Genomic DNA, 13,048 nt, shown 5'->3' with positions numbered 1-13,048 from the left:
CCGGGGACCCGCAAATATGTCGGCAGTGCGTTTGTGAGCGTCAATCGCGAGATGCGGGAGCGGCTTTGGAAGCGTGTCCAGGAACATGCCGGGCCAAAGCGGCCGGCAACGCAGTGGGTCAAGCCGGGTATCAAGGCCCGTGTGAAACACCTCAGGGGCGAGGAAGACCTTCGCCACGCATCGCTGCAGGATTTCTGGGATGAGGAATCTAGTGCGCTCCGCCCGAGCGCCTATCGCGAGGCAAGGGACGGGCGCTAGAAGGGAGGCCCTATGAAACGCAAGCCCAGTAAATCGGGATTCAACAAACTTCTCGACGTCGACACCACACTCCTATCAGCCGAGCCCTTGATCGGACTCCTCGAACTGGAGACCGACACCGGCACGATCGAACTGGCGATGAACAGGACCTTGGCCGAACAACTTCTTTTTGCCGTCGTTGAATTTCTCCAGGCCGGCAAGGGAGATGACGCGCCAACCTTTGCGGTCGAGCGTTCGCAATAGGGGGCTCGCAGCATCATCGCAGCGCTGGCACAAGCGCTCGCCAGGACGCGCTGAGCGCCAGACGGCGGCTATCCGAAACGCGCGCTGGCGGGCTCTACGCGCCCGCTCCCGCTGCGCTGCGCTTGCGCCGTCATATCAGATAGGCCTAATGTAATTCATGATCTGGCCATTGAGGGGGCGCGGCTGCGCATTCGGGTTGGGCGCTAGCATCGCCGCAGCCTGCGCTTTCGGAACTCCTTTGGCATCGGCACATGATGACTGGTACGAAAAACAGTGCTGCCACGACGAGCATTGCGAGCCGATGGCAGACGGTGCCGTCCGCGAAACAAGCAAGGGCTTCAAGGTGCCGTCAGGCGAATTGCTGCCTTACGCGGACGGCAGGGTGCGTCAGTCACATGACATGCGTTTTCATTGGTGCCATGCCCAAAAAGTAACGGCAGGCCGGCATCGTGAATTCCCATCTGGCAACCCTGACATTACGATCTGCCTGTACGTGCCGCCTAAGTCATTCTGACGTTCGGTCACGGGCTCACTGCTGCTTCGCGTGGGTAGCGCAGGGTATCCTGATTGGAGACCTACTTGCGCACAATCAAGTCCAGCGCGTCGCTTCCACTGTATCCTCGCTGAGATGGTCGGCCCGACAGCCGCTGCGGAGCTACGAAGGCCAGCAGCGGGCGCGCAATCGCGACTGGAAGCTAACTTCGAAACGAAGGGCTGAAAGTGGCCGGCGCCACTGTGGAGCGGTGCCGCATGTTTGCTGCGAGAGCAATGCCCGTTTCCATGCTAGTCCACCATGTCACGCAACGGCTTTTTGCGCTTCGGTGGCCTGTACTTCTCGACTAGCCTGATGTCGAGTCACCAGTGGTCCCAGGTCGATCGTCCACGCCGCCCGTGGCACACGCGAGGTGAACGTCGACCTGGTCACCGACACGCTGGTGCCCTTGGTGTCGCTGATGACCTCGATCCTGGCCTCCAGCTGCTTGACCAGCGCCTCGACGATGGCTGTCCCCAAGCGCGCGCTCGACGGCTCGCTGGTTAGTTTGCCGGTGCCGTTGTCCGACACTGTCAGCTTCCAGTCGCCGCCGTCGGTTTCGTAAGACACCTGGATCAGCGCCTTGGCCTTCTCCATCGGAAAGGCATATTTGATCGCGTTCAGAACGAGCTCGGTGACGATCAGGCCGAGGCTCACCGCCTTCTGCGAGTCTATCCTGCCGCCATGTGCCGTGACGTTAACCGCGATCGGCTGGTCTTCACCAACCATCGAGACGGCCAGGCTGCTGCACAGCTTCGACAGATAGGACACGACGTCGATCTCTTCGACGCCGGTCGTGGTGTGGAGGTGGCGCTGCACTTCGGCGACCGACAGAACCCGCTGATGGGCATCCTTCAAATGCTGACGAGTTTCCTCTGATGTGACGGAGCGGGCCTTCAACAAAAGGATGCTGGCGATGATCTGCAGGCTGTTGGCGACCCGGTGCTCCATTTCGCGCAGCAGCACATCCTTTTGCCGCAGCAGGTCTTCGGTGCGGCCGAGAAGCTCTTCCTTTTCCCTCTCGATGGCACGGCGGGCCGTGATGTCGTTGAAGGCGAGCAGGATGGTCACGGCTGAACTGTGGTCGTAGAGAACCTTTCGGGCGTTGAGCAGCATTGTTCGCGGTCCGATATTCGGGAAATCATGCTCGACCTCAAAACCGTCCATGGCGGCCTTCTCGGGGATGATCGTCTCCAGGAGCAGGCGCAGTGCCGGAATGTCCCACTGGCCGTCGCCGAGCGCATAGAGCAGCGAGCCGCGCGTCTGCTCGGGGTCGACCTTGAAGGTCTGGTAGAAGGAGCGGCTGGCCGCCAGCACGCGAAACTTCTCGTCAAGGACGACGAAGGGCTCGGCGATCGTGTTGACGATGGCCTGCGCCAGCGTCTGCGCATCTTCGATATTGGCAATGGGATGAAACAAGGCTTGCAGCCGATCCGGGGATTTTGCCCCTCTTGAGGGTCTATACACTGTTGCCGGGCCGATGTCGCGAAATGAATCAGCCGCCAAAGCGGGCGGCGATCGATCAGGCTGGAGGTCCACAAGCTGCCGAGGAACTGAAGCGCTCGCCTTGTGGGAAAGTGGCCGGCGCCACTTGGGGGGGGGCGTTGGGGAGAAGCCATGGCAAAAGAGATCGGCGAGGGCGCGCAGATCGGAGAGATCACGCCGAAGGTGAAGAAGTGCTAAGGGGCCGGATATATCTTTCAGCCGACGGAACGTTTGTACCCGCCCGCCGTTATTGCCATGATCCCCGCATAGGGATCATAAAGGGCCTTGTCCCCTCTTGGCCCGAGTTTGAGTCCGCTGTCTCCCGGAAGTGTTCAGCTGCGCAACGTTCGCGCTTTTGGAGCCGTCGACAGCGGACCCGACGCTCAGTGACCGCCAGCATCCTCGACGCGCAGTGTCATTTCTTCCTCAGCCTCACGCCGGCGCCGCTGCCGTTTTCGGGGATGAACTCGACGCCGGCAGCTTCGAGCGCTCGTTGAAGTTTAGTAAGCGTATCTGGATCGCCTCCGGACTTGCCGGTCTCGAAATTGGTGATCGTATTCCGGTGAACGCCCGACCGTTCTGAAAGGTCGCGGACGCTCCAATTCACTAGGGCGCGGGCGGCTCTCATCTGTGCGCTTGTCACATAGTCTCCTGTGTGCTAATTCCGCATGTGTAAATTGCACAGTGTGCAAATAGCACAGTTCAGGGAGAATTCCAAATGCCGAACACCACAGTTCGGGCAGCCGCCGAAGGCATGCCCGATGTCAACCGCCGCCGCCTTCTGCTTGGCCTCGCGGCTACTTCAACCGCTGCTGCCGTGGCGGCGGCCTTGGCTGCCGCTTCAACGATCATCGACGCGACCGCAGCACCGTCTGTCGCCGACGCGATCCCAGCTACAGCGGAAAAGTTTTCGCCGTAGAAAATTCGCGGAAGAAAACCAGTCTCGATGCAATGCTGCTGGATCTGCCGCCGGAAGAGGCGCACCGCTTAAGGATAGAAATTCTAGCGATCATCGCCGCTGTCAAAGTAATGTGCGCCCGAGGCGACGATTTCCCAACGATCAGGAATTTTGTCAGAACCCGGTGTCAGCAAAACGAGATGGACTGGAAGAGGGAACGGGGAATATGAGCACCGCACCGTTCCCTGGCGTGGAAATTCCCACCGTCGAGCCACTGGCTCTTGTCGACACGTTGTCACCAGCGCACTCCCGCTCCAAGCAATTGGCGACAATATGCGCCTGCTGCTCGTAGTCTCTGGCCGGTCAATCCACGACAAATCTCCGGAGAACTCGCTGGTGGCCAAGCTTGTCGGGAGTCGATCGGACATGCTGAAGATCGCCGCGGCGATAGTTCGGGGATGCGACACAACCCGCACCGACGCGAGCGGCACTGAAGTAGCAAACGCGTTTCTTGAATTTCTCGATGCCCCCGCTGGGCGGCACTGATCAAGCTTTGTCCAACATGGCCCGTTGCCTCACGGTGGCGGGCTTTCTGTTTCGGGAACGTAATCCTCGGGACGCATCAATTTTGGCGAAGAGAACCATAGATCGTGGAACGCGATCATTGGCGGCGTCCATGGCTCCCACTTGTCCATCGCACGCAGGATGAACACCCCTGCCTCGAAGGCTACTAAGGCCCTGGACGATTCGGCTTTCTCGTGCTTCAGCCAGTTCCTTGTTTCATTAAGACTAGCGACCCACGTCTTCCTTTCGCCAATGTGACGATTCGGATTGTCTCGAATGCTTGCCCAAAGGCCATTCTCTTTGTCTGGCGCCATATCTTCAGCCGCCCCCGCCAAGGTGATTGTGACTGCAAATTGGCCTGCGTGGAAAGCAGCAATCGCCGCCTCAATCTGTTGAGCGGCAGCCTCCTGTCGGGTGACTGTGAAGACACGGAAGAAGGGGCGCCTCTCTCTCATGTGAAGTCGACTGCTGCCCTTCTAGTGAAATTCTTCATTTCGGAAGCCCGGATCCAACGCACCCATTACACAGGGATAGGAGTAAGGCCCGCGGGATAAGCGTCGTAACCGCCTGTGTTAAACTCGACGCCAGTGACTGTCTCGAAGCCCTCGGCTGAATCCTCAACGTGCTCGAAGCCGCGGCCCAGTTCTTTCCACATGTCTCGGCCGAGCTGCCGGAGATCTGGATTGTTGGCGGCCCGAACAGAATGCAGCCACACAAAAAATCCGACAGCAAGCTCGGGGCGATTTTTGGCCTGCAAATCCTTGATCAGTTGCCCGATCTTAAGCGCAAGCGCGGGCTCTTGCATTTCGCAGAGAGCTGGCTCCAGCAGGTTCCACCCTCTCGTCTTTGCAACCAAATGCCGGTGATTGGTCGCGCACGCTACGACCATTCCGAGTTCAGACCCATCCATCGCCCTGAGCCTAGCCACAAACTCCTCCAACTCACGCTTCTGAACATTGGTCGACCACCCTAGAACCTTATTGCCGAGCCAGCCCATGATCCCCTCCCCATGTCGCGCGCATGTCGCGTGGACCTGCCCGATAGTCGCAGGAAACCCTTGGAAATCAACGGTAGCAGGTTGCAACATGGCGCGACATGAAAAGGCTGGAGACGCCAAGTTGGCGACAGCATAAAGCCTTGATTTTGTTGGAAAAAGTGATGGTGCCCAGAGGCGGAATCCAAACGATGGAAAACTCGCCCTGTTTCCAAATGGTTAGGACTCACGCTATAGCAGGACTAGCCAACAAAAATACCAACAAAATATTTCTGTGGATTGGTTCGGTTCCCGGATATCGCTCCATTCGCTCAATGCCATCGCGCCCCACCTTACCCCAAGAGCCCATTGCTGTCGTTATGCGAGTTTGGTCCAGATAAGGGCTCTCGACCGCGTTCCATAGTGCGTGAGCAAATCGCAGGTCCGCTGCCTCCGATTTCCCGGACCTCTGCTCGCTCAACCAATTGAAGATGCGGAGAGAGCGTCTTTCGATTTCACGCCTACAAACCCTGAAAACATTGGGCGCGATGTATGCACGGTTTGTTACACGGCTACAACGAGGATTTAAGCTCTCGGCTTCTGAGCTCGCCCGCAGGGAACCACTTGCGGGTTGGCTCCAGGCAGAGTCGTACGGAGGCCTGCGCGTCTGCCACGCCGCATCGCTTGAAAAGATGCTCTTGACCGGGCGGCGTCAAACGGGCGACCTTGTGATTACAGCTAGAGCAGAAGCCGTCGTCGGACTTCGATGACGCCGATAACTGGCTAGTCGACCTGGTCTCCGGTCTCCGAGTCGGTACGCTCGGAGATGACCAGAAGCGATCCATGCGAGTGTGAGAGACACCACTTACAGCGCCATATGGTGCCAAAGTGTACCAAATAGGTGAGGGTAATCAAGGTAAAAGCCGCCAAAAAGTCCAAACGAGGCAACCACGATGCCGCCGAGTGCCGGGCCCACAGTTCGGGCGGAGAGCATGGTCACGGCACCGGGGACACGTGCCGGTCGACGATATCTCAAACCGAAGTTTGCCTGGCGGGATCGTTGAGAGCGCCGCCGCATGCGATCAAGAAGCTGAAGCCGAGGATCATCCACGGACTGACAAAGCCCAGTGCCACAAACGCGTTTAGCATCGCAGAGGCTATCACCATGGATGGAGCTTGGGTTCCACGACCACTTCGCGGGTGTCATTGGTCCTCGATCTTGACCGCCTTTAGGGCGATCTCCTGGTCGATGAGACCGGTCACATCTTCCGGATGATGGAACACCCCGATCATTGCGACACCAGATGCCTTAAGCTGCGTCAGGCGTTCGACCAACGCGTTGCGGGCGTCGCGGTCGAGCGAAGCCGTCGGCTCGTCGAGAAGCAGAAGCCGCTGCGGCAGAATGAGAGCCCGCGCCAGGTTGACCTTCTGCTGCTCGCCGCCGGAGAAGGTCGATGGATAGGCCGCCCAGAGCTGTTTCTTCACCCCGAACGCGCCGAGCCAGCGGCGGGCCTCGACGAGAGCCTCGGCATGGTAAGTGCCGGCGAGCCGCAGGGGTTCTGCAACAACCTCCTCAGCGGCAACGCGAGGCCTGGCATTGAGAAACTGGGTGACGAACCCGATCTCGCGGCGGCGAAGGACGGCAATATCGACATCGGCGGCCGAGGCGAGGTCGATCACGCCCTCCCGCGTGTGATAGTAAGCATGACCCCCTCGTGGCAGGTAAGAGCGGTAGAGGGTCCGCAGCAGCGTTGACTTGCCGGCGCCGTTCTCACCCTTGAGCAGAATGAACTCGCCTTCGCGAAGTTCAAAATCAATGTTGTCGAAGGCAAACAGCGTGCGCTTGAGGTGGTGCATTTTAAACTGCTTGGTAAGACCCTCGACGCGCAACACGGGCGCCGGCGTCGTGGGGATAGAAACCTCGATATTCATGTCTGACACTCTCAAAGCTTGGCGTGGACGAGCTGCTGGGTGTAGGCGTGCTGGGGGTCCTGGAAGATCTGATCCGCCAACCCCTGTTCCACGACCTTGCCGCGACGCATAACCATGACGCGATCGGCCATGGTCCGGATCACACCGAGATCGTGGGAGACGAGAACCATGGTGATGGCGCGGTCCCGCTGCAACCGCTTCAGCGTATCGAGCACCAGTGCTTGAACACTAACGTCCAGACCGGTGGTCGGTTCGTCGAGAAGCAGCACCGCCGGTTCGAGCGCGATCGCCTTCGCGAGTTGCACACGCTGTTGCATCCCGCCAGAGAGTTCTCGTGGCGTCGCATCCATCCGCTCGACCGGAAACTCTGATGCGTCAAGCGACTGCCGTGCCTGTTCACGCAGTTCCGCGAAATTGCGCTTGCCGGCAATCAGCAGGCGCTCGGCAACATTGCCGCTGTTCGTGTGGCCCATCAACAGCCCAAGGTGCGGATTCTGGTAGACGATGCCGATATGCTGCGCTCGCAGCGACCGCCGCTCGAAGCGGTCGAGCGTGAACAGGTCGCGATCCTCGCGGCCTGGCAGAGCCAGGTGATAGCTGCCGGCTTGCGGCGTTTCTTCGAGGTTCATCATTCTGAGCAGAGTCGACTTGCCGGAGCCGGATTCGCCGACGATGCCAAGAACCTCGCCCGGATAAACCGTGACGTCGACATCGCTGACGGCTTTGACGTCACCGAAGTTCTTGGAGATGCCGCGCATGGTAAGCATCGGCTCGGCGAGCATCAGACGCGGTGGCTGGTGGGTAATCTGCGTCGCCGCAGCGAGATTGAGAGCGGTCATCGGTTCATCTTCCCGTTCTTGTACCAGGTGTCGCCGATCTCGACCGGCTCACCTTCAGCCTTGCGCATGTGCTTGACGCCGAAATGGCTGTCGGAGAGCTCGAATTTGGCGGAGCCGTCATCTTGCGGCAATTCGTTCATGAAGAAGCCGGTGACATTGGTGCGATAACAAGTCTTGTCCTGATGATCCTCGACCCGATAGGGGACATCATCGAACACCAGCGGTTCCACGCGTGTATGCGGCGGTACGGCGTAAATTCGCTTCTCCCGCCCGGCCGAAAGAATGGTCAGGTGGTCGGCTTCATTGAGCTTCAGCACGTCCCAGCGCGGGATCGGTGAGGGGGAGATAACGTGCCGGCCGTTCACGAGGCTGGGGTACTCCGTATACTGCATGATCCGTCCTGACTTGACGAGTTGTTCATACAAAATGAGCCAAAGCTGCCCGTAGTCGGCGTCACCGTGCATTTCGCGTGCGACCGACATATCCGATTGCACGGTCCGCAATGGTTCGGGATCAGGTACCTGCAACACCAGAACCTGGTCGCCGCGCAGCTTCTCTTCAGGGATGCGGTGACGAGACTGGATGATCGTTGCCTCTTGGGTATCTTGAGTCTCGATCACGCCGCCGACGCGGCCAAAGAATTTGCGGATGCTGCAGGCGTTGACGGAATCGTCAGCCCCCTGGTCGATGACCTTGACGACCGCAGTTGGCTTCAGGAGGGTGAGCGATACCTGCAATCCGCCGGTGCCCCAGCCACGCGCCATGGGCACTTCGCGACTGGCGTAGGGGACCTGATAGCCGGGTACCGCGATCGCCTTCAAAATGCGACGGCGAATTTCCCGCTTGGCTGACTCGTCGAGGAAGCCATAGTTGAAGGCCGCCCAGGGCCTGGTCAGTTCCTGCAATTTCATGGCGCATCATCCTGCAGTGCTTGTGTCAGCTCTTTCTCGACGGCCGTCGAGGCGGGTGCCTCGCGGTCGGCCTTGACCCTTCGGTAGGCATCGAGAGCAGACTGGAAGGTAACGTAGTGGGGGAGTTTGAAGTGAATGCAGAAGCCGGAGCTTTCGACCGGCTCGGTATGATACAGGATGAACTCTTCCGTTGCGGCGGAAGCAGGGTTCGGTTGGCTGGAAGCAATGTCCAGCGTGGCAGCGGCGATCACCTTGATTTCGTTCCAGCCGAAGGTGGCCGAAAAGCCGAGCTCCAGATTCTTGGATTTGGAGATGATCTCGGCCTGGCTCACACGGACCCGGCCGGCGCTGAAGATCGTGCCACGCGGATGGCGGAGACGGACAGGTGCTTCGGCGAGCCGCAATTCATTGACGGTGGGGTGAACGTCGCCATAACCACGCATCGTGGCGTAGCCGAGTGCCAATGTGCCGCCGGTATCGGCCCTTGCCAAACTCTGCAGCTTGTGTGCCCGCGGTACGGGAAAGAGCAGCGGCTCGCGGGTCAGATCCGGAATGTCTTCCGGGGCGACGGTTTCCACCGGATGATCGAGGACTATTCCCTGCGCTTTCTGCCAATCGATCAGCGATGGTTGCGTGGCGGGCGCAGGCTGCGCTGCAGGCGGCACGGCTTCCGGCGTGAAATCCTCGCCCATCAGAACGCCAACTTGCAGCAGTCGATGAGAATAATCGAGCGTGGGGCCGAGGATTTGGCCGCCGGGGATATCCTTGAATGCCGCGGAGATACGACGAACCGTGAACAGGTCTGGCTGCGTCACCGGCTGGGCGAAGGCGATGCGCGGCTGCGTGGTGCGATAGGCGCGCAGGAGCAGCACGGCCTCGTAGAGATCGCCACCGGCTTGGGCAAGCGCCAATGCCGCCAAATCCGGTTCGTAAAGCGAGGCCTCTCCCATCAGGCGATCGACGAGGTAGGGCATGGTCTTTCGGACGGCATCGACGCGATCGCGGCTGATCGTTCCGAGATCACTTCGAAACAGCCGCTCGGCATGTTCGATGGCCTGCTCGCCACCGCGGGTTGCTACATAGGCCATTAGAGCACCTCGACTGTTGTGGAACGGGGGATGCCGATGACACGGTCGTCATCGACAAGGTAGACATCGAAGCCAAGCGGGTAGCGGATAGCCCGCTGGCGCATCTCCCAGAAGGTCGGCGCGACGCGGTCGACCGTGATCGTCAGGCTTGTCTTGATGCCGGGGCCGGTCAGCCGCAGTTCCTGCCCAGCACCGAGGCGAGCGGGAGCAAACAAGGTGGCCGCGTCGTCGGGGTAAGCCAGCGTGCCGAGACGCATGCCTGACAGTGCGACGACCTTTTCGGTCGTGTCTATTTTCGAGAAGATGTAGTCGGCGTTGCCCTGCGAAACAGCGCGAGCGCCGGTGCGCGCCACGGCTTGCTGAATATCGAGGTCATCCAGCACACAGAACGAGCATTCGCGGTCCAGCAGGCTTTCGGCGATCGACGCCAACCCGCTGGCAGGGAGCGTACGGATGACCCCCGGGCGGCTGAGCGCCCACATCAATTCCTCGAAGGCGGCGTTCGTGCGGCTGTCGTCCGCAGTCGGAGCAAGGGAGAGAGGCATCAGAAGGTCTCCATCTGCACGCGGGTGGCCTCGACCAGTGTCAGCCGCTGCCGATCGCTCTCTTCCTGGTGCCGGCGCTCGGCATCGAGGAACTCGAGTATGACGCTGGCCTGGTGTCGGGCGGCAATGGCTGCGTCGATGACGGCCATGGCCATAGCGTGTTCGAGGTCGCGCCCAACGACAGCCCCATATCCTTCGAGGTCGCGGGTAGGCACTTCGATCTGGGCCTCGGCAACGAGGACTTCCCCCAGGTGGAATGCGGTGCCCTTCACCGTGTCCTGATAGGGAAGCATCGCAAGTCCCGTCCGGTTGCTGATGACCGTAACGTCACCGAATCCATCCAGAACCCGCTCCGCCAGAGCCTTGATCGCAGCTGGCCGAGCGGATGCGAGGATGCCAAGCGCTTGGCCGTGGTCGTATTGTCCGATGACCGCGTCACCGGTTCTCACTTCATCCATTGTGGTCTCTTTTCTTCCACCATTGAGGTTATCGAACGCAGAGTGGCGCCTCTCTTCAGATATTCGAATATCTTCTACTGCTATTCGAATATCATGTCTAGCACCATTCCGGTCGCAGCCTGGGATCCGCTCCTTTTCGAATTCCGCGACCGGAGCCTCGCTGCCGCAACCGGCGTTAATCGACGCATGCGCCGTTGGGGCTCCGACTGGTTCATCGGCGCTCTGAAGCCATCGAACTCGCGCACGATCCGTGAGGCGAAGCCGCGCAGGAATGCCATGGGACCGGCAGGAACGAGGGCGAAGAAGCCGCCGATCATGCCGATCCGCAGACGGCCGCTCGGGCAGGGCAGGGCGCCGTCTGCGAAATCGCGCAAGGGTGGCGTGAAATCCATAGTGGCGCGGGCTCGGTCGCGAGATCGTTGGCGATGGAACCGTCAGCCTCATTCTCTGCCTTCAGAAAAGCGTCCCGCCCAAGCCTTAAAATTGGTGACGAAAGGTCAGCGGGCAGGGTTCAGCTGGACAAGCCGCCTTGCGCGCTCGAGCGAAGCCGGCTGTTCATCGGCGAAGCGGTCACTTTCGATCTCCATGATCAGCATCGTGTCCGGCAGGAATTGCAGTTCCGAGAAGATCGGCTCCCACGGGATGTCGCCCCAGCCAATCGGAAGATGCAGATCGCCGAGGCCATAGCTGGTGGCTTCGACCGGACGGTGGAACTTGCGCATGGTGTTGGGCAAGCCGTAGCTGTCGTGAACGTGGAGATGACCGGTCACCGGCGCCATGGCGCGCAGCTCTTCTCGGAAGTTCAGTCGTCGTGCGGTCGATGCGATATAGGCGTGCGACAGATCGAGAACGGCAACCACGTGGTCCGAGCCGATCGCGCGCACGGCTGCTGCCACGTCACTCGGGCTCTGCACATACTCACCGTCGGCCGAGGCGAAGATGTTCTCAAGGCCAATGCGAACGCCGTAGCCGGCTGCGACGATCGCCATTTCGGCCAGCGCCTCCCGCTCCATGGCGTCATAGTCCGCGCAGTCTTCGCCTGGAGCCGGATAGGCATGACCGCCGTGTTGGACCAGCAATCCGGCACCGAGGCGGTCGCACAATTCGAGATTGGCCCGCATGACATGCTTGTGAAGATCGAGATGTTCGGGGTCCATGAAGTTCGAAATCAACGGTCCATGCAGGGAGAGCCTCTTGAACCCGTATCTACGGACGATCGTTGTGATGCGGGCTGCCCGATCCTTCATGATCCGGCCCCGCGACACGACTTCCTCGGCGTAGATCGGGATTTCGCAGGCGTCCGCGCCGGTCTCGGCAACCTTTTGAAGCGAGGCATTGAACAGTTCCAGGTCGCCTAAGCTTGGGCGGTTATAGAACCCGATTGCACTGATATTGCTGGTCATTGTTGGCCTTTCTAACTCGACCTGGAAGAAAATCCTCTCGTCCGAGAGGCGATTTTCGTACTGGGGCGATAAGCGTTTCTGGGGTGGTCAGTCCGCCTCGACGAGGTCGCGCGCCCAGTCCCCCAGAACCGAAATGGAGATCGTCGTGATCAAGATCAGGAAGCCGGGCATCAGCGCGACCCACGGAGCATTGAACAGCTGGTCGCGGCCGATCCCGATCAGAAGCCCCAGCGAGACGTCAGGAGGCTGAATTCCGACCCCCAGAAAACTGAGGGTCGTCTCCGCCAGGATCGTCTGCGGGAAGTTGATCGACATGTTGACCAGAAGCACTGCCATCGCGTTTGGCAAAACTGATCTGGTTATTATCCGGAAGGTTGAGGCGCCCATGATCTGCTGAGCCTGAACATAGGGCTGGCTTTTGGCCGAAAGCGCGATCGCCCGGGCGAGGCGAGCGTAGCGATCCCAGCCATGAAAGATCATGATGGCCACGAACACCGTGAAGTCTGCACTCGGAAGCACGGTGATCAGGGCGAGGATGAGGATCAGGGTCGGTATCGTCGCCTGAAAATCGACGAGCGTGCCAACGATGGCATCGAGAATGCCGCCTATCCAGGCAGCCACAAGACCAAGCGTTGTTCCGACGATTGCTCCTCCGATCGTGCCGATTACCGCGATGGTCAAGGAGACCTGGATGGCGCGCAGAATGAGCGAGAGCATGTCCCGCCCCAACGCATCGGTACCGAGCGGATACTGCCATGTTCCGCCCATGAAGACCGGCGGCCTGAAGCGGTCCAGCAGGTTAACCTCTGAGAGATCGCTTGGCGATAGCCACGGAGCTGCCATGACCAGCACTGTCAAAAAGGAAAGGACGCAGAAGCAGCCGACGATGGCGGGGGAAAGGTTTTGTCGTAAAATCATT

The 13,048-nt window shown here is 59.9% G+C and carries 17 protein-coding genes and 1 pseudogene; 4 read left to right on the top strand and 14 right to left on the bottom strand.

Features of this window, described 5'->3' with window-relative positions; translation table 11 throughout:
• The 3 genes and pseudogenes from NMG80_RS37880 to NMG80_RS16270 all read left to right on the top strand — a co-directional run.
• Window positions 1-258, top strand: a pseudogene (locus NMG80_RS37880) (hypothetical protein); the annotation flags it as partial.
• A 12-nt stretch (window positions 259-270) separates the two neighbouring features.
• Window positions 271-501 (top strand): hypothetical protein, encoded by a 231-nt coding sequence (locus NMG80_RS16275; protein WP_254019020.1) that lies wholly within the window; start codon window positions 271-273, stop codon window positions 499-501.
• Window positions 502-739: 238 nt separating this feature from the next.
• Complete coding sequence (locus NMG80_RS16270; protein ID WP_254019019.1) at window positions 740-1,015, top strand: hypothetical protein; 276 nt, start codon at window positions 740-742, stop codon at window positions 1,013-1,015.
• 282 nt (window positions 1,016-1,297) lie between these two features.
• On the opposite strand, the gene NMG80_RS16265 is transcribed toward NMG80_RS16270, so the two are convergent.
• Entirely contained in the window at window positions 1,298-2,452 is a 1,155-nt protein-coding gene (locus tag NMG80_RS16265; RefSeq protein ID WP_254019018.1) for a sensor histidine kinase, read from the bottom strand.
• Window positions 2,453-2,933: 481 nt separating this feature from the next.
• A complete protein-coding gene (locus NMG80_RS16260; RefSeq protein ID WP_254019017.1) occupies window positions 2,934-3,161 on the bottom strand; it encodes a helix-turn-helix domain-containing protein in 228 nt (75 codons plus the stop codon).
• 75 nt (window positions 3,162-3,236) lie between these two features.
• On the opposite strand from NMG80_RS16260, the gene NMG80_RS16255 reads away from it, so the two are divergent.
• Window positions 3,237-3,437: a hypothetical protein gene (locus NMG80_RS16255; protein ID WP_254019016.1), complete on the top strand. Its 201-nt coding sequence runs from the start codon at window positions 3,237-3,239 to the stop codon at window positions 3,435-3,437.
• A gap of 554 nt (window positions 3,438-3,991) precedes the next feature.
• On the opposite strand, the gene NMG80_RS16250 is transcribed toward NMG80_RS16255, so the two are convergent.
• From NMG80_RS16250 to NMG80_RS16200, 12 genes are all read right to left on the bottom strand, one after another.
• Window positions 3,992-4,435, bottom strand: a complete 444-nt coding sequence (locus NMG80_RS16250) for a hypothetical protein (protein ID WP_254019015.1) — start codon at window positions 4,433-4,435, stop codon at window positions 3,992-3,994.
• A gap of 65 nt (window positions 4,436-4,500) precedes the next feature.
• Window positions 4,501-4,977 carry a hypothetical protein gene (locus NMG80_RS16245; protein ID WP_254019014.1) on the bottom strand — a complete coding sequence of 159 codons (477 nt, stop codon included), beginning with the start codon at window positions 4,975-4,977 and terminating at the stop codon, window positions 4,501-4,503.
• Window positions 4,978-5,985: 1,008 nt separating this feature from the next.
• On the bottom strand, window positions 5,986-6,120 hold the full coding sequence (locus NMG80_RS37875; protein WP_436798628.1) for an MFS transporter: 135 nt from the start codon (window positions 6,118-6,120) through the stop codon (window positions 5,986-5,988).
• 36 nt (window positions 6,121-6,156) lie between these two features.
• A complete protein-coding gene (locus NMG80_RS16235; RefSeq protein WP_254019013.1) occupies window positions 6,157-6,885 on the bottom strand; it encodes a phosphonate C-P lyase system protein PhnL in 729 nt (242 codons plus the stop codon).
• A gap of 11 nt (window positions 6,886-6,896) precedes the next feature.
• Window positions 6,897-7,724 (bottom strand): ATP-binding cassette domain-containing protein, encoded by an 828-nt coding sequence (locus tag NMG80_RS16230; RefSeq protein WP_254019012.1) that lies wholly within the window; start codon window positions 7,722-7,724, stop codon window positions 6,897-6,899.
• Window positions 7,721-8,635 carry an alpha-D-ribose 1-methylphosphonate 5-phosphate C-P-lyase PhnJ gene (locus NMG80_RS16225; protein ID WP_254019011.1) on the bottom strand — a complete coding sequence of 305 codons (915 nt, stop codon included), beginning with the start codon at window positions 8,633-8,635 and terminating at the stop codon, window positions 7,721-7,723. The genes NMG80_RS16230 and NMG80_RS16225 overlap by 4 nt, the downstream gene beginning before the upstream one ends.
• Entirely contained in the window at window positions 8,632-9,723 is a 1,092-nt protein-coding gene (locus NMG80_RS16220) for a carbon-phosphorus lyase complex subunit PhnI (protein WP_254019010.1), read from the bottom strand. The genes NMG80_RS16225 and NMG80_RS16220 overlap by 4 nt, the downstream gene beginning before the upstream one ends.
• A complete protein-coding gene (gene phnH, locus NMG80_RS16215; RefSeq protein WP_254019009.1) occupies window positions 9,723-10,268 on the bottom strand; it encodes a phosphonate C-P lyase system protein PhnH in 546 nt (181 codons plus the stop codon). The genes NMG80_RS16220 and phnH overlap by 1 nt, the downstream gene beginning before the upstream one ends.
• A complete protein-coding gene (locus NMG80_RS16210; protein ID WP_254019008.1) occupies window positions 10,268-10,726 on the bottom strand; it encodes a phosphonate C-P lyase system protein PhnG in 459 nt (152 codons plus the stop codon). Before NMG80_RS16210 ends, phnH begins: the two co-directional genes overlap by 1 nt.
• 80 nt (window positions 10,727-10,806) lie before the next feature.
• A complete protein-coding gene (locus NMG80_RS37335) occupies window positions 10,807-11,118 on the bottom strand; it encodes a DUF1045 domain-containing protein (protein ID WP_367185961.1) in 312 nt (103 codons plus the stop codon).
• A gap of 105 nt (window positions 11,119-11,223) precedes the next feature.
• Window positions 11,224-12,129, bottom strand: coding sequence for a sugar phosphate isomerase/epimerase family protein (locus NMG80_RS16205; protein WP_254019007.1), 906 nt, complete (start codon window positions 12,127-12,129; stop codon window positions 11,224-11,226).
• Window positions 12,130-12,216: 87 nt separating this feature from the next.
• Complete coding sequence (locus tag NMG80_RS16200; RefSeq protein ID WP_254019006.1) at window positions 12,217-13,047, bottom strand: ABC transporter permease; 831 nt, start codon at window positions 13,045-13,047, stop codon at window positions 12,217-12,219.
• Between the last annotated feature and the right edge of the window lies 1 nt (window position 13,048).

This window comes from Mesorhizobium escarrei (assembly GCF_935825525.1).
Taxonomy (GTDB): domain Bacteria; phylum Pseudomonadota; class Alphaproteobacteria; order Rhizobiales; family Rhizobiaceae; genus Mesorhizobium; species Mesorhizobium escarrei.
The sequence above is the reverse complement of the archived record's forward strand: the minus strand, read 5'-3'. Positions and strand labels throughout refer to the sequence as shown.